This is a genomic window from Chryseobacterium edaphi, from assembly GCF_025628985.1.
Taxonomy (GTDB): Bacteria; Bacteroidota; Bacteroidia; order Flavobacteriales; family Weeksellaceae; genus Chryseobacterium; species Chryseobacterium edaphi.
Genome location: NZ_JAOTEM010000001.1, coordinates 281,942 through 301,307 on the forward strand (window position 1 = coordinate 281,942; position 19,366 = coordinate 301,307).

Annotated in this window: 18 protein-coding genes and 1 tRNA gene; 8 read left to right on the top strand and 11 right to left on the bottom strand. The window is 33.6% G+C overall.

Annotated features, from left to right (window positions below; all coding sequences use genetic code 11):
• Nucleotides 1-34 precede the first annotated feature (34 nt).
• From NZ698_RS01440 to NZ698_RS01480, 9 genes are all read right to left on the bottom strand, one after another.
• A complete protein-coding gene (locus NZ698_RS01440; RefSeq protein ID WP_263001149.1) occupies nt 35-1,093 on the bottom strand; it encodes a nucleotidyltransferase domain-containing protein in 1,059 nt (352 codons plus the stop codon).
• Nucleotides 1,068-2,621, bottom strand: coding sequence for a tetratricopeptide repeat protein (locus NZ698_RS01445; RefSeq protein ID WP_263001150.1), 1,554 nt, complete (start codon nt 2,619-2,621; stop codon nt 1,068-1,070). Before NZ698_RS01445 ends, NZ698_RS01440 begins: the two co-directional genes overlap by 26 nt.
• A complete protein-coding gene (locus NZ698_RS01450) occupies nt 2,605-3,957 on the bottom strand; it encodes a hypothetical protein (protein WP_263001151.1) in 1,353 nt (450 codons plus the stop codon). Before NZ698_RS01450 ends, NZ698_RS01445 begins: the two co-directional genes overlap by 17 nt.
• Nucleotides 3,958-4,135: 178 nt before the next feature.
• Nucleotides 4,136-4,867: an ATP-grasp domain-containing protein gene (locus tag NZ698_RS01455; RefSeq protein WP_263001152.1), complete on the bottom strand. Its 732-nt coding sequence runs from the start codon at nt 4,865-4,867 to the stop codon at nt 4,136-4,138.
• A gap of 8 nt (nt 4,868-4,875) precedes the next feature.
• Entirely contained in the window at nt 4,876-5,703 is an 828-nt protein-coding gene (locus NZ698_RS01460) for an SIR2 family NAD-dependent protein deacylase (RefSeq protein ID WP_263001153.1), read from the bottom strand.
• Nucleotides 5,704-5,705: 2 nt separating this feature from the next.
• Nucleotides 5,706-6,455, bottom strand: coding sequence for a nucleotidyltransferase domain-containing protein (locus tag NZ698_RS01465; RefSeq protein WP_263001154.1), 750 nt, complete (start codon nt 6,453-6,455; stop codon nt 5,706-5,708).
• Nucleotides 6,456-6,554: 99 nt separating this feature from the next.
• Entirely contained in the window at nt 6,555-8,309 is a 1,755-nt protein-coding gene (locus tag NZ698_RS01470; RefSeq protein ID WP_263001156.1) for a hypothetical protein, read from the bottom strand.
• A gap of 246 nt (nt 8,310-8,555) precedes the next feature.
• A tRNA-OTHER gene (locus tag NZ698_RS01475) sits at nt 8,556-8,663 on the bottom strand.
• A 310-nt stretch (nt 8,664-8,973) separates the two neighbouring features.
• Nucleotides 8,974-10,356 (bottom strand): RtcB family protein, encoded by a 1,383-nt coding sequence (locus tag NZ698_RS01480; protein WP_263001158.1) that lies wholly within the window; start codon nt 10,354-10,356, stop codon nt 8,974-8,976.
• 303 nt (nt 10,357-10,659) lie between these two features.
• Between NZ698_RS01480 and NZ698_RS01485 the strand changes: the two genes are divergently transcribed.
• The 3 genes from NZ698_RS01485 to NZ698_RS01495 all read left to right on the top strand — a co-directional run bounded on the left by NZ698_RS01485 (nt 10,660) and on the right by NZ698_RS01495 (nt 12,372).
• A complete protein-coding gene (locus tag NZ698_RS01485; RefSeq protein WP_263001160.1) occupies nt 10,660-10,992 on the top strand; it encodes a HopJ type III effector protein in 333 nt (110 codons plus the stop codon).
• Between the two features lie 167 nt (nt 10,993-11,159).
• On the top strand, nt 11,160-12,182 hold the full coding sequence (locus NZ698_RS01490; protein WP_263001162.1) for a helix-turn-helix transcriptional regulator: 1,023 nt from the start codon (nt 11,160-11,162) through the stop codon (nt 12,180-12,182).
• Between the two features lie 58 nt (nt 12,183-12,240).
• Nucleotides 12,241-12,372, top strand: coding sequence for a hypothetical protein (locus NZ698_RS01495; RefSeq protein ID WP_263001164.1), 132 nt, complete (start codon nt 12,241-12,243; stop codon nt 12,370-12,372).
• 45 nt (nt 12,373-12,417) lie between these two features.
• On the opposite strand, the gene NZ698_RS01500 is transcribed toward NZ698_RS01495, so the two are convergent.
• Both NZ698_RS01500 and NZ698_RS01505 read right to left on the bottom strand, forming a co-directional pair.
• Nucleotides 12,418-13,608 (bottom strand): DUF1501 domain-containing protein, encoded by a 1,191-nt coding sequence (locus NZ698_RS01500; protein WP_263001166.1) that lies wholly within the window; start codon nt 13,606-13,608, stop codon nt 12,418-12,420.
• Between the two features lie 88 nt (nt 13,609-13,696).
• Complete coding sequence (locus tag NZ698_RS01505; RefSeq protein ID WP_263001168.1) at nt 13,697-15,070, bottom strand: DUF1800 domain-containing protein; 1,374 nt, start codon at nt 15,068-15,070, stop codon at nt 13,697-13,699.
• Nucleotides 15,071-15,309: 239 nt separating this feature from the next.
• On the opposite strand from NZ698_RS01505, the gene NZ698_RS01510 reads away from it, so the two are divergent.
• The 5 genes from NZ698_RS01510 to NZ698_RS01530 all read left to right on the top strand — a co-directional run bounded on the left by NZ698_RS01510 (nt 15,310) and on the right by NZ698_RS01530 (nt 19,320).
• Nucleotides 15,310-15,873 (top strand): hypothetical protein, encoded by a 564-nt coding sequence (locus tag NZ698_RS01510; RefSeq protein WP_263001170.1) that lies wholly within the window; start codon nt 15,310-15,312, stop codon nt 15,871-15,873.
• A 113-nt stretch (nt 15,874-15,986) separates the two neighbouring features.
• Nucleotides 15,987-17,042 (top strand): glucokinase, encoded by a 1,056-nt coding sequence (locus NZ698_RS01515; RefSeq protein WP_263001172.1) that lies wholly within the window; start codon nt 15,987-15,989, stop codon nt 17,040-17,042.
• 145 nt (nt 17,043-17,187) lie between these two features.
• Nucleotides 17,188-17,754, top strand: coding sequence for a YceI family protein (locus NZ698_RS01520; RefSeq protein ID WP_263001174.1), 567 nt, complete (start codon nt 17,188-17,190; stop codon nt 17,752-17,754).
• A 78-nt stretch (nt 17,755-17,832) separates the two neighbouring features.
• Nucleotides 17,833-18,444, top strand: coding sequence for a YceI family protein (locus NZ698_RS01525; RefSeq protein ID WP_263001176.1), 612 nt, complete (start codon nt 17,833-17,835; stop codon nt 18,442-18,444).
• A 234-nt stretch (nt 18,445-18,678) separates the two neighbouring features.
• Entirely contained in the window at nt 18,679-19,320 is a 642-nt protein-coding gene (locus NZ698_RS01530; RefSeq protein ID WP_263001178.1) for an alpha/beta hydrolase, read from the top strand.
• Nucleotides 19,321-19,366 lie beyond the last annotated feature (46 nt).

The following is a 19,366-nucleotide window of genomic DNA, read 5'->3' on the forward strand; positions in this document are numbered from 1 at the left end:
ACAAAACCGCTTCAGTGATGAGGCGGTTTTCTTTTTATTTATAAAGATTTTCTCTTATTTCTATTAAAATTTTTGTGGTTTTCTCTAAATCCGGATATTCCGGAAGTGTCGAAATCGAATGATAGTATTCAATTGACTGAATCAATCCTTCGGCTTTTTTCATTACGTTATCATACGACCAGTTTCCTGCTTTGATATCTAATAATTCATCCCGGTTTTCTACACGGATGTTTAAAGAATTGGCTTTGAAAATCTGCTCACAAGACTGCAAAAGACGAATCGTATGCATCATGTTTTTGCTGTCGTAGTTTTGTCCGTGATTTTGGTTAACGTTATAGCGGTCTTCGTTGCGTTCTGAAACCCATTTCCAATATTCACGGTAATCCTTGCAATACGTGGAGTACGCGTCGAGATTGCAAAACATAAAAGCGACCGATTTTTCTCCTTTTGGAATTGATGACAGAGAAACCTGATTGGCTTCTTCATTTTGGATAATTCCTTTGTAGCCTAAATCTCCCAATTCATTGTAGAATAAGGCAAACATTCCTTTGGTGTTGTCAATATTGACCAATCCGCATTTTTCTTGAATTCTTCCGTTTTCTGAAAGCCATTTTTTCAACGGCATAGAGCTATTATTTTGTAAAATATAACAAAAATCGAGAGTTGATTTTCTTTCTTTATCAATCGGGTTTAAGATTTTTTTGTTGAGTCCTTTTGCTTTTTTGATCTGCGAAATCGCATAACCTGCAAAAGTATCTTTACATAATTTCGATAGGAAATCTTCAGGTTTCAGCAAATCGATCAACGGATTTTTCTGTTGAATACAGTCTTTCGGACTTACCAGAATTTCCAGAATATTCGGATTGTTTTTCTGTAATAATTCTACAAATCTCCCGATTTCATAATACGAAATATCATTCGTCTCATTAGAAATCTGCGGAATATAGTTTAAACCAAAAAAATCTTTTTTCGGTAAGTAATATACTCCACGGATGTCTGTATCTGAGTTTTCCGTTGCGAGCCCGAAAGAGCGGCTTCCGGAAATGGATTCGAAGAGGATGAGGTTGTTATTTTTTAGGGTTTGGATGGTCATTTTTTATTTTAGAAATGGCATCATTTAAATAATCTAAATTTTTTTTTGTAATTTCAGTATTAGGATGTCCTTGTCCAAGACTTTTAACGAAAATATCCAATGCTTTTTCAAAATAAGCTCTTGCTTTTTGGTACTCTGTTAAATCTTGTAAAACCGAGGCTAAATTTGCGTATCGGATTGCTGTGGTAGAGTGTTCTTCTCCAAAGTTTTTAATGTTAGAATCAAGTGCCTTTTTAAGGAATGTTTCAGCTTGTTGGTAATCTCCCAAATTTTGTAAAACTGTAGCTAAATTAGAATAGCTTATTGCAGTTATAGGATGTCCTTCTCCAAAGTTTTTAATGTTAGAATATAATGCTTTTTCAAGATATATTTTAGCTTGTGTGTAATCTCTTAAATTTTGTAAAACTGTGGCTAAATTAGAATAGCTGATTGCAGTATTAGGATGCTCTTCTCCATAGTTTTTAATGTTAGAATCTAATGCTTTTTCAAGATATATTTTAGCTTGTGGGTAATCTCGTAAATCTTTTAAAACTGTTGCTAAATTAGAATAACTTATTGCCGTGTTAGAGTGTTTCTCTCCAAAGCTTTTAATGTTAAAATCTAACGCTTTTTCAAGATATATCTTAGCTTGTTGGTAATCTCCTAAATTTTGTAAAACTGTGGCTAAATTAGAGTAACTAATTGTAGTAGTAGGATGTTCTTCTCCAAAGTTTTTAATGGAAGAATTTAGCGCTTTTTCAAGATATATTTTAGCTTGTTGGTAATCTCCGAGATCTTTTAAAACTAAAGCTAAATCACTACATATATCATTAATAACAACTTCCCTACTTTCTGAAGATAAAGATTCAACGTACTTTTTTAAATCTTCTAATCTTTTTTTTGCTTCTATATATTGTCCTGTAAAACGGTAGGCTTTCGCTAAGTCAGAAATCAATTGTATACGTAGATTATTATTTTCTGATTTGTTGCTTAAAGTATTTAATCGTTTTTCTATTCGTCTTATCTCAGTTTCAGCATCAGGAATATTATCATAATCATCATTTTGTGTAACAAGTGAAAGATTGCTATGTAAATCTGTACTTTTTAGCTGCTCTTCTTCCAGCTGTATAATAATACTTGTAATAGAGGACAAATCTGGCATTTTTTTCTGAAAATTTCGCAGAAACGCATTTCCATTAGGAAGAAACGCAATAATTTGTCCTTTTTTTTGGCTTAATTTGTCTCTGCGTTGGTTAATCCCAATGGCAACAGATTGGTTTTCATCCTGAAATAACACTTGAAAGTTTTCGATAAAATAAACGTCACTGTTATCTTTTAATAACTGAGATATAAGGTTTTCTGTGGATTCTTCTAAAAGATTTATCTTTTGGGTTTTCTTTTTTGGATAAGTTTGTTGTAACAAAGTTTGTGCTTCCCTTACCAAATTGTAATGGTTATATTGCACCACGATGAAATGGAATACTTTATTTTTTACGGCTTTTAGCAAAATACCATATTCCTCATCTCGATTATTATTCTTTAGCAACATATTGCTTATATAGATTGGTGAGTTCAAGTATAGGATTGGGTCTTTTATATGTCCCGCTGTTATATTCTAATACATATAGGTTTTCTAGCATTTTTTGTAAAACCTCGTCATACGGCGTATCTATACCGTTAGAATTATTTTCATTAATCTGTTTCAGTTTATCTATCATAGGCATTTCTACAAACTGTGAGGTTTGGTTTGCCAAACGTTGTAAGCCTTTTTGCAATGCAGTGTGGTTTATTTGTGTGGCGTCGTCATCCACAAAAAAAGCAGATATTTCTAAAATTTGCAAAAGTTGACGAGGCGAACCTCCAGAATAATAAATAGCTTGATTGACTATGTCTTCGTCTTCAAAAATATTTTTATCTATTCTTTTGTAAACAAATTCTCTTAGTCTTTGGTAAGCATCTTCGTTTTTAGTACCGTCTCTTTCGGATATTTTTACGAAAGGAAAACATTCTACCGTACTAAACTGAGTAAGATTGGGTCTTTGACTAATAAGCTCTATTGGCAAAGTGAATATAGTATAGGCTTTTATTTTTTCTATTCTGTTTTGTTCTTCTATTATAATTTTTCTTCGGGTTTCGCTACTCATTGTTTTTTCCAAGCCGTCTACAATAAAAAGCACTTCTTTACCTTTGTTTTCTTCTCTTATAGAAACGTTAACTTCTTGTATATATTCATTAAATATATTGGCAAAGTTGATAAAATTGTTTTTTAAATTTTTTCTTGTAACGTCTGCTCTTTCAATGCTTCCTATAACACTAGCTTTAAAGTTTGCAACAATACTTAGTAAATTAAAAAACGGATTTTTGGTAGAGATCCCTACTTCTGTTTCTATTCCCGCCTCAGATTTTAATTCCTTTTTAATTTCTATTTCCCTTTGGCTAAACCATTTCAGCATTTTGTCTTTAATGCCAGAATCTACATTTACATTATCTTCTGCTAATTTTTGTGTTAATTTTTCCAATTGCAAAATTAATATATCCATATATTCTAGCTCATTAATGTCTAATTCTACATCTATATTACAAGTAATACAATAAAAGCATTCTGGATTATGGAGATTTTGGGCATATTTTGCCAGTTCTGATGTTTTTCCAGAACCTCTCATACCTCCCAAAAATAATAACGATTTGTTAGAAGTGTTGTTGTCTATATTAAATTTATAGGTGTCATTTCTTTTAACCACATTCATATTCTTGTAAACAATTCTGTCTTCAAATTCACCTCTTAAACCAGAAAAATCGGTAAAAAACTCGTGATCTGGAGCAATAATTTCATTAAATTTTACAGCTTGGTCTACCTCTTCTATTTTTAAAGCCTTTTTAGACATCCTTTATTATTTAAGTATTTTTAAGCATCACAAATTTACTATTAATTTTATTAAAATAATTTTAATAGCCTTAGAAAATTATTTTTGTTTTGCCAAAAATTTTTCTTAACCCAATAAAATTATGTTTTTTATTTGTAATGTTCCTAATGCTTTTAGTTTGGCAATTTTCATAATATTCCTAATTCTTCACACAACTTCCCACAATGACCCCCAAAGCCTTGGCCGCATCGCAAGCATACAAACCTGAACACCAAGCCGGATTCGCTTCAATCAAAGCCCAGCCTTTTCCTTTGATAATTCCAAAATCTAAAACAATCGCTTTTGGTAGAGTTTCAGAATATTGTCTGATGAAATTTTCAAAAAACTCAAATAGATCATTTTGCTCAATTTCAGAAAGTTGACTGGTATCAAATTCATCATTTCGCCAATAAGAAGAATGAGTTTTGATTTCATTATTTATAACAAAACAACGTACTTCAAGTTCCCATTCCACAACTTCTGATGTAAAAACCATGCTGTCCGAATCTAAAGTGTCAAAACCTTTGATGTCAGTGACTTTATCGAAAACTCCAGCTTTAAAGCTTTTAAAATCAGAACATTTAATGAATATATTTTCTTCGTTCACAAAATCTTTCAATTGACCGTAAGAAATTTTACGTTTGGTAAATTCTTCAGAGATTTCTACAAGCCAATTATCTTTTGGTTTTGTTAATGTCAGATTGCATTGTTCCGCAACGATTTCTGCATAAATATCTTCACCATATACCGCAATCACATCTGTACGAAATTCCTCAGGAACATTCCATTTTGCATTAAAACGATTCAATTCGTAAGGCGAATTGATGGATGCTTTTTTCAGGTTGTTGCTGTCTTCCGTGTATATGGGAGAGAGGGCGATTATATTTTTCATAAGATTGTTTATTTGTACTTCTCTATCATTTCTTTTATCCTAATCAAAGTATCACTTGCTTTCTCTTTGATAAGAATATATTTTTTAGTTCTTGAAAAACGCTCAAAGAAATAACTGTCTTCTTCAGTATTAATTTCTACTAAAAAACCACCATATTGTAAAACTGTTTCAGCAATCATTTGCGGCAATGTCGTTGCTCCAGAAGTTCCGATTACAAAAAGAATTCCTGTGTTTTTTGCGGTTTTTAAAGCAGAATTGAAAAAATACAATTTTTCATTATATGATTCATCAAACCATAATGTGTTTGGACGAAGCCAATCTCCGCAATTTTGGCAATGCAAAAGTTCTATATCCCTTTCTGTAAGATCTTCTGTCAACTCTTTAGATTTCAGTTCTGGAGAAAATTGCATTACGCCACTACATTCTGAAGAACAACGTACGGTTTGTTTATTTCCATGAATTTCAAATACATTTTTACTTCCAGCTTTTTGATGAAGTCCGTCTACATTTTGAGTAATCAACTGATATTTGCTATCAAGTAAATCTTCTATTTCTGCAATAGCAAAATGTCCTTGATTAGGCTTTGCTTCTTCAATCAGTTTTTTCCAGAATAAATTGTATTGCCAAACTTCTTCATGATTTTGATTAAAATATCTAAATGTTCCAAATTCTTCCGGTTTATGATATTTTGTACCTTTTATCCAAATACCGTCACTTCCACGGTATGTTGGTAAACCACTTTCAGAGGAAATTCCGGCTCCTGTAAGAAAAGTGAAGATATTTCTTTTTTCTTTTTGCAATGTTTCCTCAATAAGTGTTTCTAATGTTGGTTTCATGGTTATAAATGTAATATTTTTCTAAAAACTTTCTCCATTTCATTTTTATCCGAATTTCCTCCTTTCAAACTCTTCGCTCTTTCCTCATTATCCTTCACCATCTCCTCCAAAAAACCAAAAAGTTCCCAGTCATTTGCATGATAATAAGATTCTCCTTTTGTGGCTTTTAAGGCAACAAGATTTTCTATTTTGGTTCTCGTAAAATCATCAACTAAAACCAGCAATTCGCTGAATAAAACCGGTGGAACTGTTCCTTTTTCTAATATCCATTTTCCGGTCAATGCAGTTCGCAGGCAGTAGAAATAAGATTTCAGCTTGACTTCATCGGTTCTGCAGGCTTCGAGATATTTTTTGCTCATGCTCAGATAATGGTAAGAAACCGCTATAGGAGAAAAACAGGAATCTGCTAAAGGTTTAAAAAGTTCATAAAACTTTTCATTTTTTACATAAACGATAGGAGAGTAGAACCAACTCAACAAAGCGGCATTCGACTTTAATAGGAGATGAAAAGTCTTTCTCAAATCCCATCCCGAACCGTCTAAATCGTCTTCGGTCATGAATTCTATCGTTTCATCTTTATCCCACGGCGACAGATACCAGTCTTTTTCGTGTCTGTATATAAAACGTATGTCATAATCGCTGTCGGGAGACGCAAAACCCCAAGCCCGGCTTCCTGATTCTACGGCAAGCAATATTTCTATATTCCTTTTTGCCTCTATTTCTTTTAATTTTTCTAATATCTTTGGTGTCATTGTTATTAATTTATATTGTGTTACAAAATAAAAAACTAACTGCGCAATCTTTTCGCACAGTTAGTTTAAAGTTTAATTTTTTTAGTGAAAATATCTTTTTTAAACTTTAAAAATTCTCATAAAGCTATCTTTTTCCAGATTTTCTATGGAAAAATTATAATCTGATTCATCTTTTTCCGAAGTTATTGTCGCACCCAATTCTTCTACAAGCTTGTTAAAAGAAATCGGCTCATACCATTGCTGATAAAGTGCCTGGGTAGCCATCATAGAAACTTCAGAACTTCCTGAAACGTGAGAATGTCCGGCTCCAAAATTCAACAGAACAAAACATTGTCTACCGTCTTTCGGCAATAGAATTCCCAGAATCGTTTGTTTCTGAACCGAGTTGCATTGAGCTTCTGCAAACAGATTGTTTGGGTTCATCATATAATCGTAAGAAACAGCATCGCCTTTTCCGATCACGATTTTATAACCACAGTCACTGCTTCCGCTGAATACGTTATTCATGACCAGAGTCGGAGCCACAAAACCTTTGTTGGCATACAGATATTCTACGGCACCTTGTGGAGCTGAAGTCATATCTCCGGAGTACATCAACTGACCTTCATATTGATTATAAGATGCATTCCAGCCAATTTTTCCGCCAATATTCAATCCTGAAAGATCGAGGTCATTAGCTCCCCAGGCATTTTCCCAGTAGATTCCGACCGCCAATTTGTCTCCGTAAAATCTTGTTCCTGTAGGGATATTTCCTACAAACATTTTTTCGGAAGTGGGTAACGCAAATTCTACATCTTTAGGGAAATACATCTTCTTACCGGAAAGATTATATTTTGATTTTAAGTAGTTTAAAATGAAATCATAATTCAATTCGTTCACAGAAGTTGAGGTGGCTTTTTTCGTCCACGATTTACCATTTCTGATTCTGTAAACAAAAGTATCCTGACCATACATTCTTGAGTAGCACGCTGACAACGCTTTGAATAATGCAAACGGAGTGGCGTTTTCCAGCCAGTGCAAATCACTGTTTTCCAGCAAAATATTTGTTGCATTATTTAACGGATTTGAAATTAAAGGCTGATGATAAACTTTTGACAGTTTTGAAATTTTATTAATCGTTTTCGGTGCTTTGTTTTTAAATGCTAAAAACAGAGGCTTGAAACGGTTAAAAATTTCAGCCAGTTTTTCCAATTCGAATTTTTCAAACAGATAGGTTGGATTGAATTTACTTTTCTTAATTTCATCGATTAAATCATCACTTTTAATCAGAAGTGTTGTTCTGGTTGTTTTATAAATCACATAACGGAAAAATTCTACCGGATTTTCCGGATAAATATCGTAACGGTCAGCAATTTTTATGATTGCCTCTTTGTTTCTGATATTTTCTTTTCCCGTAAAATCATACTCCAATTCGTTATGCAAAATATGCAGTACATCATCAATTGTTTCTTCCTTCAGGGCAATCCCGGACTTCAGTAAGGAAAGGCATTTTTCCTGCATTTCTTCGATGCTGTAAGCTTTAATTACTTTAAAGGTTAATTTCAAATCAGGGACATTCAATATTTCATTCGAAATATAGATTTCATTTTGAAAATTGCTTCCGTAGGTAGAAATATAATGATTGATCTGTTCGATAAGTAATTGAAATCTTGTGCTGTCTTTGATTTTCTGCCACGATTTATGAAAGGTTTTATTTAAATCGTTTCCGTTGAGCTTTTCTCTTTTGTAATAAGACGTAATTTCTTTTTTTGCCCAAACAGCATCAGGCTCAATCATAAAACCATCTTCCGAAATAAACGCTTTTGCGTCAGATTCTTTTGCTAATACAGCATTGAATAATTTTAATGTTTTCATTGTTTTAAATTTTAAAAAAATAAGTGAGGAGTAGTTTTCTTTAAAGTGAATGTTATAGGAACTCCTTTTACCTACAGTTTTAGAAAAAGGCGGGGAGTATTTCCAATATGTACAGGAACTCCCTTTGCCTTAAATTTTTAAAATGGCGGAAAGTAAATGTGGGAAATCAATAGGAACTTTCTTTGCCTTAGTATTTTAATGAATGAAAATGATTAATCATTGAATATAAACATTTTCAATATTTTGAGGAACAGGCAGGGCTCGAACCTGCGACCAACAAACTGAATTCATAGGAACTTTATTTGCCATAAGCGAAAAGTATTACTGTTGCTCTACCATCTGAGCTACTGTTCCCACCGTTATAAAAAGTTTTCATTAATCTTACAAGCTTTTACACCTGTAAGATTTGGTTAAAATTGTATTACCCTAATAATTTTGAATTGTTAACCTTCAATAATCTGACTTTGGAAAATGAAGCGTTAAGAAAATTAAAAATTAATCCGTTAAAAAATTCCCACTGTTTGAAGCGCGACACAAGTGTTGAAATGAAAACCCATTTTGAATTCGCGCAAGTTTTGGGAATTTTAGGATTAAATTTTAATTTTTAGCGGAAGTTTCCAAGTCTTGATTTTTTGTTTCTTTTGTATTAAGACAAAAGAAATAATTATGCTTTTCTAAACTTCTTCTTCCGCTTCCACGGCGCATTCTTCTGCACATCTCCCGTCATAATACATCCATAAGGCATCACTTCGTCTAAAACTTCACACAAACCATATTCTTCAATTTGTGCTCTTACGTTTTTGGCACTTTTATAAGCGGTCGGAAGTTCGGAAATATCAATTTCATTGGAGAAAAAACGGATGTCCAATCCCTGCGTTTCTTCTGCAAAAACTTCTTCAATGGTTTTATGAGCCAATGATTTTTTATGCTGCGTTCTGCTGAAATTTCTTCCGGCTCCGTGTGGTGCAAAACCTAAGTTTCTCTCATTGGTTTTTCCCTGAACGATCAAAACGGGTTCCGACATATTCAACGGAATCAATCTTGGTCCCGTAATATCAGGCATGAATTTATCATCCAAAGGCGTTGCTCCTTTTGCGTGGTAGAATAAATCTCCGTCTTTGAAAACAAAGTTATGTTCGTTCCAGTATCTGTTTTGTTTTTCGATGTTCATTTTGTTTAAAACGGCATCGTGAATGGATGTGTGGTTTTCTTTCGTCCATGTTCTTATCAATTGCAAAGCTTCCCAGTATGATTTTCCTTCTTCAGTTTCATAAGGAATCCAGGCATTTTCTCTTAATGTTTCAGGTGAAATTTCCTGTCTGAAACGGTTGGCGATTTTCATTCCTTTATCGTACAATGCGGCTCCCGGAGCTCTCGATCCGTGATGAGTTACTAACATTGTATTTCCAGTATTTTTGGAAATTCCGACAAATAAGAAATGGTTTCCATCACCCTGAGTTCCCATATGAGAACGGGAGATGCTGATTAATTTCTCGTCATTCAGGAACCAGTTTGCTCTGAAAGCATCCATCAATTCCTGAGACATTTCCATTTGTTCGCCTCTCGGTCTTCCTCCATATCCGAAATGCGTGATCGAATGGGCGGCATCCAGAACTTCTTTAGGATCAGCTTTTCCAAAGTCTGTCAACATTACTGAACAACAGATATCTGCGCTATGAAATCCGGGATGAATGGCATTTTTCGCAACAACAACTCCACCAACAGGAATCTGACCTTCAGGTCCAGTCGGACAGGCATCGGGCATGATAGCACCTGCAACCAAAGTCGGAGTTTTCATCAGGACTTTCATTGTGTTGATTACTTTTTCCACGTTGTCATTTTCACTTTCGTGTTCTGCTCTGATGTTGATGATAAAATCTTTTGGAGTTTCATGAAGCGGAATCAATTCCGGTTGTTTGAACTTCTCCAAATATTCTGTGATCTGGTTTTCATCCAGATTATTTTTGTTGATATGTTCGATGGCATCTTTAAACCATTTTGATGGTCTATATCCTAATTCGATTAAGTTGTTTCCGTTGAATTCCATTTTATTTCGTTTTGATAATGCAAAGTAATTGCGAAGGTGTGCAATGTTTTTGCGTAGATGAAATTATTTTGATTATTTTTGAATTTAAAATTAACCACAAAAGTCACAAAAGTTTTTTAACACATCAGTCACATTAGTTTATAGCTTAAATGATTGAGGATATTTTAGAGCACATGAGTTTTTAAAAATCTTTGTTTTTTTCTGGTGTGATCTAAATGTTTTTAAAGTATTTAATTTCCAGATTTTAATGTGTTAAAATAAATTTGTGAACCTTTTAATTTTAATGTTAAAAAAAATAAAAATATGTTATTTGAACAATTAGAAAAATCGGCGGAAGAAATTCAATTTAAAGAGGTTATTGCTTTTATTGATGAGCATTACGATTTTACTCCGACAAAATTTACCAACGGAAATACAGTGAATGAAGCGGATCAGAACAACGGTTCGTGCAAGATTTTCAGTTTTGCAAAATTGAAGGATCTGTCAAAGGAAGATACTTTAAACCTTTTCGGAGAATTTTACAGAGATGATGTTTTGAAAAATCCGGAAGGAACCGATCATCAAAATATCAGGAATTTTATTGAATATGGTTGGGATGGAGTTTCTTTTGAGGGGCAGGCTTTGAAGAGGAAGTAAACTTGTAAGAATGATAGGATTCTGACATTAACAACGCGCTTAATCACCCTGTCAAAAAATCGAAGATTTTTCGCCACCCCTCCAAAGGAGGGGAATTCTTGGCGCCTTAGTCTTGAACTCAACCTTATCCTCAATCTAAACCTTAACCTTAACCTTAACCTCAAACTATGTCATCCAATAAAAACGCTTTGATCCGCTATAAAACTTTAGATAAATGTCTGAAGAATAAATACAAACAATATACTTTGGAAGATTTAATTGATGAATGTTCTGAGGCTTTGTTTGAATTTGAAGGCAAAGAATCTTTTGTAAGTAAAAGGACGGTGCAGCTTGATCTTCAGAATATGCGGAGTGAAAAGTTCGGATATGAGGCTCCTATTGAGGTTTACGAAAGAAAATTTTATAGATATAGTGATCCTGATTATAGTATTCATAATATTTCGGTGAATGAGAATGATCTGAAAGCGATGAATAATGCGGTGCAGATTTTAAAACAGTTTAAAGATTTTTCGATGTTTAAAGATATGAACGGAGTCATTCAGAAACTGGAAGATTCTATTCATGCGACCAATCAAAAATCGATTATTCATTTGGATAAAAATGAGCAACTGAAAGGTTTGGAGCATATTGATATTTTGTATGAAAGCATTTTAAATAAAAAAGTTTTAAAGATTTGTTACAAAAGTTTTAAGGCAAGAGAATCGAATAATATTACCGTTCATCCTCAATTGTTGAAGGAATATAACAACCGATGGTTTTTGATTTGCTGGCAAAAAAAAGCGATTTATAATCTCGCTTTAGACAGGATAGAGGAAATTGAGATTGATGAGAATACTGAATATATTGATAAGGATTTTGATGCAGATCGTTACTTTGGAGAAGTAATCGGAGCAACGGTTTCTGAGACACAAAGACCGCAAAATGTCATCTTTTTTGTCACTTCACAACATGCTCCGTACGTGAAAACCAAGCCATTTCATCATTCTCAGGAAATAATCAAAGAAGATGAAAACGGAACGACTTTCAAAATTTGTGTAAAGCTCAATTTTGAACTTGAACGAATGATTTTGGGAATGGGAGAGTTTTTAACGGTTTTGGGTCCAAGAAAACTGAAACAGAGAATTGCAAGAAGTATTAGAATTGCCCATTCAAATTATCAGGGTAATGAAAAGATGAATGAAGAATTATAATTTAGTTCTGTTGTAAAAATTGGCTTGAAACTTGTAATTATCTTGAAAAATAAATATTATGAAATCAAGAATATTAAAAGCGGTACTTGCAATGGTGGTTCCCATTGTCATTGAATATGTAATCAAGAAATTTACCGAAAAGAAAGATGTAGCGCAGGATCCGAACAGACAGATTCCTTCGCCGCATTAATAATTAACTTTTACTTTCAGAGCCTTACAATTTTGTAAGGCTTTTTTATACAAAATCATATACACCGTTTTTCCAACCCAATACTTTTGACGAATCGGCATTCAGCCAATTTTTGAGAATGGTAGCGTAGACTTTTCTGAAATCTTCTGTGTAAATTAAATCTCCTTCATTCAAATTTTGTAAATCAGGCAGCGCATTGAGGATTCCTTTCTTTTTTAAACCTCCGCTGATGAAAAACATTTGGTTGGCGGTTCCGTGATCGGTTCCTTTGCTGGCATTTTGGGCTACACGACGACCGAATTCTGAAAAAGTCATGAGTAAAATATCATTAAACAATCCGTTGGCTTTCATGTCGGCAACGAAAGACTTTACTGCATCGCTGATTTCTCCAAACAATTTTTGCTGTCTTTCATTTTGATTAACATGGGTGTCGAAACTTCCTATTGAAAGGTAATAAACTTGTGTATTGATGTCAGATTTTATCAGTGATGCAACGGTTTTAAAGTCTTTTCCCAATTTGGAATTCGGATATTCCTGATTTGATTTTTTCGCTTTACTTTTTTCGAAAATATAATCGGCATTGTTGATGGTTGAGCCTAAAGTTTTGTATAAATAAGAAACGGTTTCGTCATCGTGATGATGGTCGCTTTCATACAATGATTTGAAATATTTCTCCTGACTTGTCTGATATAGTTTTTTGGGATCTTTAAAGGCAAAAGCTTTGTTGTTTTCGCCTTTTAAGGCCAAACTCAGCATATCATCAACTTCCAATGCCTGTGTTGGATGTTCGCATTTATAACATTCTTCATCCAAAAATCTTCCGAGCCATCCTGTTTCCAGAAATTCATCGCTTTTGCTTGCGGAATGCCAGATATCCATACTTCTGAAATGTGATTTGTCGGGATTTGGATATCCTACATTATTCATCAGGGAAAGTTCGCCTTCGTCAAATAATTCTTTAAAATAAGACAAAGCAGGATTGATTCCAGTTTCATCATTTAGTGCTAACGAATCGTTGATTGCAATATTGTTTCGTTCTTTAAAATAGATATCGTTTTTGGTAGGGATAATTGTATTTAAACCATCATTTCCTCCTGTGAATTGAAGGACAATCAGAATTTTCTGATTCGGATTCAGTGCATTATCCAAAGTCATCGACTGCAGAAAATTTGGAATAAACAACGAAGCTGTTGCCAATGAACTTATTTTTAAAAAGTCTCTTCTTTTAATAATCATAAGGATAGGTTTTAGGTTAAAGATATTAGGTTGTAGCTTATAGAATTTAAAAACTAAAATCTAAAAGCTGTTACCTTTTACCTGATCATTACATTAACTGATATTCAGGAGTTGACATCAGATTGATGATATTCATTTTTGTGCTTTGATCTGAAAATTGTTTTACGGTGTTTAGATCTAAAGATTCTGTGTTTACAATTAAATAATCTTCTGCTTTTTTCTGAGCTAAAGCTTTGTCAACCTTGCTCCAATCGATTGTTATATTTGGATTTTTAAAACTTTTATTTAAAGCTTCTCGAGATTTCATTCCCATATCCATATCGTCGTCTTCTTTTGCAGAATATTCCATCGGTCGCAATCCTGACCAAATTTGCGGAATCTGAAGTCGCAGCATCAAAGTCGAACTGTCAATCCAAGATTTTCCGTTGGGCCAACCTGCGACATTGGGTGGATAGAGCAGCATTTGTCCGAGAAGTTTCTGGTAAACGGTAATGTTTTCAGGATTTTGAATATCCATCGGTAGCATTCTCATCATTCCTGCAAAAAGTTCTGTGGGTGATTTTATTCGGTTTCCAATGTTTTTCTGATCATAAAACCAAGAGTTGGAAAAAATTTCAATCATCAGTTTTTTGATATCATATCCTGATTGATAAAAGTTTTCACTTAGTGTTTTTATAATTTTCAAATCAGGCTTTTCATTGACGAAGAAAGTGTAAATTTTTGTTGTGATAAATTCTGCCGTTGCTTTCTGTTCCAAAATAATATTTAAAACATCATCTCCTGTGAAATTTCCTGTTTTGCCTAGAAAGGTTTTCGTGCCTTCATCATGCTGTTTTTTTCTTTCAAGAAAATGACCTTCTTTATCATAACCCCAACCTGTAAAAGCTCTTGCTGCCTCACGAATGTCAGTTTCTGTGTAATTTCCTCTTCCCATTGTGAAAAGCTCCATGACTTCACGAGCAAAATTTTCGTTGGGATGATCTTTTTTATTCTGTTGATTATTAAGGAAATTCAGCATTGCAGGAGAACGGCTCACTTCGAAAAGCAACTCTTTAAAATTGCCTAAAGATTTTTCACGAATGATATTTAAAAGCTGCCGATTAAATTTTGGATTGTTGATTCTTGTAGCGAAATGTCCGTGCCAGAAAAAAGCCATTTTCTCACGCAGTTGCTCGTTGCTTGTAGTCATTTTTTTTAGGAAATTCAAATTAAGCTCATTATTCTGCTTTTGATTCACTTTCTGGATTTCCCTTTTCTGTTCGGCGGTAGCTTTTGGATCATTATATTCAATGGGTTCTATGTCGAGAGTTTCATAGATAATAGGAGAGAAGTTTTCTTCGTTGAAGATTTCCTTTATAATCGTCTTGATATTTTTATTTTTCAGATCATCAACCTGCTCAATTCTAGGTCCGAAACCTGCACGCCAAAGAAGATGTTTGTTATTGATCAATGAAGCAACCATAGTCCTGATTTTATTTTTTGATGAGTAAATGCAGATGAGGTTAAAGTATATAAACCATTATTAATGATTATTTATTGCTTGCCTTAATGTAAAGTTAAACAACTATTTAAATATTTGAAAATTTAATCTATTGATTTTCATTATTTTGTGAAATTTTTAAGGTTTGTTGTTAAGATGTGTGAATTATTTTGGCATGATTTTTACTCCTCCCTTTTCAGTAAAATTAAAAAATCAGTGTTATGAAAATGATTAAGAAAACAATATTAGGGGCAGGAATTTTAACAGCAGGTTTGTTAAGCGCACAAAGTGCAACTATGAACAATATGATTAAAGTTGGAGCAACAGCAGGTATCGCAGTTCCTTCAGATAACGTTTCTGCAGCAGTAGGTGTAGATGTGGCTTATCAGAATTTGATCACTCCAGGATTTGGATTAGGTATCGCAACGGGTTATACTCATTATTTTGGAAAAGATAACAACGGATATGATAATAATGACGTAGGTGTAGTGCCTGTAGCTGCATTATTCAGAATTTATCCTAAACAGACAGGTTTCTATTTCGGAGCTGACCTTGGTTACGGATTTTTGGTTGGTGACGAAAAAGTTGCAACAAATTCTACAGTAAACAGACCGGATGGAGGTTTTTATCTTAAGCCGGAAATCGGATATCACAACAGAGACTGGAATTTCTTCTTACAATATCAGAAAGTATTCGCAGGAAGTAACGGTGATGTAGCCGGTCAGGACTATAATGTGGGAAGCATCGGAGCAGGATTTTCTTACAACATTCCATTAGGAAAATAATTAAAAGCTATATAATTAATTATAAACCAAACCTTTTCTACTTTTTGAAAAGGTTTTCTTTTACCTAGCGGGAATTACCAAAACTATTATTATATTTGATAAAATTTGCGATTATGAACTTAAATCCAAAATTTCCACTTTTTTTACCGGGAGTAAAAAATAGCAGTAACGATAATGTTTCGATCATTGGTGCAAACCTTCGTGAAGATATTACCACGGTCGCTTATTATATCTCTGGGAATGGTGGAATTGAAACTAAAATTCAAAAAAATTATCCTACCAAAGAATATACTTCTTTTGCCGACATTCTGAAACAGTTTGTACAGGAAGAGCAGTTAGAAAATGTTAAACGTCTTGGTATCTCGGTTCCGGGACCAGTTTTGAACGGAAAAAGTAGTCCGGCAAGATTAGGTTGGAGCTTTGATGTTGAGGAGTATAAAAGTACTTTCGGTTTTGAAGATGTTTGTATGCTGAATGACCAGGAAGCTGCAGCTTACGGGATCGGACTTCTTGAAGACAGCGATCTTGATGCAATCTACAGCAGCGGTCATCTGGAAAAAGGAAATGTCGCGATTCTGGCGCCGGGAAATGGCTTAGGTGAAGCAGGATATTTCTTTGACGGGAAATATTTAAGACCTTTCGCTACAGAAGGTGGTCACTCAGAGTTTTCTCCGAGAACCAATGTGGAAGTAGAATTTTATCAGTTTTTGAATAATATCTACGGAATTGTGAGCTGGGAAAATGTGCTTTCAAAAACGGGATTATTTAATATTTACAGATTCTTGAGAGACGTTAAAAGGCATCCTGAACCGGAATGGCTTTCTGACAAACTCAACAATGCGGAAGGAAATTTCACAGAGGAAATCTTCAAAGCTGCAGTAGAAGAAGATGTGATGATCTGCAAGATTGCTTTAGATACTTTCCTGGAATTTTTAGCAAGAGAAGCAAACAATCTTACCTTGAAATTAAAAGCTACCGGAGGTTTATTAATTACCGGAGATATCACTCAGGTTATCAAACAGTATATTGATAGAGACAAGTTCTACGAGAAATTCATGATCAGTGATAAAATGGAAGATATGTTGAAAAACATTCCGATTTATCTCATCAATACAGACAGTACGAGTATTAATGGTGCTGCATTGTATACCGCTTACTATAAAGATTAAAAAAAATATAACTCCGAAGAAATTTGGAGTTTTTTTATGGATGATTTTAGATATAAAAATATTTGTATTAATTGATGTACATCAACACAAACTACCGATTAAGATAATTACATTTGCACCAATAAATAATTAAATAATTTTATTCATGAAAAAAATATTCTTGTTAGCAGTTTTAGCCAGCGGTTTGGCTTTCGGACAGTCAAAAAAAGTAGTATCATCTGACGTTCACTGGTGGGGTTATAAGGTTGCAAAAACTGAGTCTAGCTCTCACGACGGCACTGTAAAAGTAAAATCCGGTAATATGGTCATGAAAGGAAATGAGCTTGTAGGAGGCGATTTCGTTTTAGATATGACTTCTATCAACGCTACAGATCTTTCAGGAGAATACCAAGGGAAACTTAATGGCCACTTGAAAAACGGAGATTTCTTCGAAGTTGAAAAGTTTCCATTAGCAAGTTTCAAAATTACTTCTGTAAAGAAAAACAGCGATAAAGTTTATAACAAATTGGTAACAGGAAATCTTACGGTTAAAGGAAAAACAAGTCCGATTTCTTTCCCTGCAAAAGTTAATTACGCAAACGGAGTTGTAAGTTTAGAGTCAAATAAATTCTCTTTCGACAGACAAAAATTTGATGTTGCTTACAAATCTTCAATGAAAGATGTTTTTGTGAAAGATGATATCGATATGCTTGTAAAAGTGACCGCGAAATAATTTAATCAAAAAAATATTATTAAAAGTGTAGAAGTTCTACACTTTTTTTTATTTTTGTTGAATTGTAAATAAAAAAGAATGAAAAGATTATTATTGTTTGTGATGATGTGCGCAAGTATATCATTTGTATTTGCTCAAAAAAAGGGAGATAAAATTTCTAAAGTGATCACTTCTGAGATCAAATGGTGGGGACACAAGGTTGTAAAAACCAAAGCTTCTTCTCATTATGGTAGTCTGAAACTGAAAAGTGGAAAATTTAATTTTGATAAAACAGTTTTTGTTGATGGTGAATTTGTAATCGACATGAGAAGCTTAGTGGTAGCTGATCTTTCCGGTGACGATCAGGTAAAACTGACTAACGAATTGAAAGGAACCAATTTCTTCGAGGTTAAAAAATTCCCGACTGCGAAATTCCATTTGAAAAAAATTATTCCGTTGGCGAACAGCGAGTACAATTCTACAATCGTTGGAGATATTACGATCAAAGGGATCAGAAAAACGATTTCGTTCCCGGCAAACGCTCATATTACGCAGTTTACGGTAGAAATTGAGTCTTCAGTATTTTCATTAAACAGAAAAGACTTCAGAATCTTCTATCAGAATTCTTTGAAAGATTATTTCATCAAAGACGAGATGGATATTCAGTTTAAAGTTTCTACTCAGAAAATTGACAACGAAAGACCTTTGTAAGGTTAAAATTTTCATAAATCATTATGCACAGCTTTTCTTAAGTTGTGCATTTTTTTATTTTAGTAAGTCGAAAAGAATCAGCCTTATTAATGAGTCAAAAATCCCTTGAAAGCTTTGCTGAGTGGAACGCCTTTGCGGACGAAAAAATATGCAGATAGAACGAAAAAAAATCTTAGCGAACTTTGCGTTTAAAGAAAACAGTTGATTTAAAATTAAAAAACATAAAATACAAAGATGAAAATATATGTAGTAAGCGGTTTGGGAGCAGATTTTAAAGTTTTAGAAAAACTAAAATTTCCCGAGCAACATAAAATCGTTTTTATTGATTGGTTAATTCCTGAGTTGGATGAGAATTTTACAGACTACGTTAACAGAATGGCTGAGAAGATCGATGCAAGTGAACCATTTTACTTATTAGGATATTCTTTTGGCGGAATTATGGTGCAGGAACTGAATAAATTGAAGCCAGCCGAAAAAGTAGTCATCATGGGAAGTATCAAATCTGACAAAGAAAAATCCAGATTGATAAAAATGGGTGAGGTTACAAAAATCCCAAAATATTTACCTCTAAGTTTTTTTAATGATCAGACTTCTGTTTTCTATACGAGATTACGAAAGTTTTTTGATCCGAAAAATCCTAAAATCATTGAATATTTCCAGGTAAGAGATCCCTATTATCTGAAATGGTCTGTCGAAAGAATCTCAGAATGGAAATTTGAAGAAAATCCGAATGTTATTCAGATCTTAGGCGATCGTGACATTGTTTTTCCGATTAAAAACTCAAAACCAAACTATATAATAAAAGGTGGAACTCATCTTTTTCCGGCAACGAAATATAAAGAAGTCTCAACCTTATTGAATGAAATTTTTGTTTGAACTTAAAATTAACCCTACGTTTTGTTAGGGTTAATTTACTTTTAAT

What these genes read in the sequence shown, in the direction of transcription:
- NZ698_RS01440 (WP_263001149.1), bottom strand. Translation starts at nt 1,093, where the DNA reads ATGACCATCCAAACCCTAAAAAATAACAACCTCATCCTCTTCGAATCC.
- NZ698_RS01445 (WP_263001150.1), bottom strand. Translation starts at nt 2,621, where the DNA reads ATGTTGCTAAAGAATAATAATCGAGATGAGGAATATGGTATTTTGCTA.
- NZ698_RS01450 (WP_263001151.1), bottom strand. Translation starts at nt 3,957, where the DNA reads ATGTCTAAAAAGGCTTTAAAAATAGAAGAGGTAGACCAAGCTGTAAAA.
- NZ698_RS01455 (WP_263001152.1), bottom strand. Translation starts at nt 4,867, where the DNA reads ATGAAAAATATAATCGCCCTCTCTCCCATATACACGGAAGACAGCAAC.
- NZ698_RS01460 (WP_263001153.1), bottom strand. Translation starts at nt 5,703, where the DNA reads ATGAAACCAACATTAGAAACACTTATTGAGGAAACATTGCAAAAAGAA.
- NZ698_RS01465 (WP_263001154.1), bottom strand. Translation starts at nt 6,455, where the DNA reads ATGACACCAAAGATATTAGAAAAATTAAAAGAAATAGAGGCAAAAAGG.
- NZ698_RS01470 (WP_263001156.1), bottom strand. Translation starts at nt 8,309, where the DNA reads ATGAAAACATTAAAATTATTCAATGCTGTATTAGCAAAAGAATCTGAC.
- NZ698_RS01480 (WP_263001158.1), bottom strand. Translation starts at nt 10,356, where the DNA reads ATGGAATTCAACGGAAACAACTTAATCGAATTAGGATATAGACCATCA.
- NZ698_RS01485 (WP_263001160.1), top strand. Translation starts at nt 10,660, where the DNA reads ATGTTATTTGAACAATTAGAAAAATCGGCGGAAGAAATTCAATTTAAA.
- NZ698_RS01490 (WP_263001162.1), top strand. Translation starts at nt 11,160, where the DNA reads ATGTCATCCAATAAAAACGCTTTGATCCGCTATAAAACTTTAGATAAA.
- NZ698_RS01495 (WP_263001164.1), top strand. Translation starts at nt 12,241, where the DNA reads ATGAAATCAAGAATATTAAAAGCGGTACTTGCAATGGTGGTTCCCATT.
- NZ698_RS01500 (WP_263001166.1), bottom strand. Translation starts at nt 13,608, where the DNA reads ATGATTATTAAAAGAAGAGACTTTTTAAAAATAAGTTCATTGGCAACA.
- NZ698_RS01505 (WP_263001168.1), bottom strand. Translation starts at nt 15,070, where the DNA reads ATGGTTGCTTCATTGATCAATAACAAACATCTTCTTTGGCGTGCAGGT.
- NZ698_RS01510 (WP_263001170.1), top strand. Translation starts at nt 15,310, where the DNA reads ATGAAAATGATTAAGAAAACAATATTAGGGGCAGGAATTTTAACAGCA.
- NZ698_RS01515 (WP_263001172.1), top strand. Translation starts at nt 15,987, where the DNA reads ATGAACTTAAATCCAAAATTTCCACTTTTTTTACCGGGAGTAAAAAAT.
- NZ698_RS01520 (WP_263001174.1), top strand. Translation starts at nt 17,188, where the DNA reads ATGAAAAAAATATTCTTGTTAGCAGTTTTAGCCAGCGGTTTGGCTTTC.
- NZ698_RS01525 (WP_263001176.1), top strand. Translation starts at nt 17,833, where the DNA reads ATGAAAAGATTATTATTGTTTGTGATGATGTGCGCAAGTATATCATTT.
- NZ698_RS01530 (WP_263001178.1), top strand. Translation starts at nt 18,679, where the DNA reads ATGAAAATATATGTAGTAAGCGGTTTGGGAGCAGATTTTAAAGTTTTA.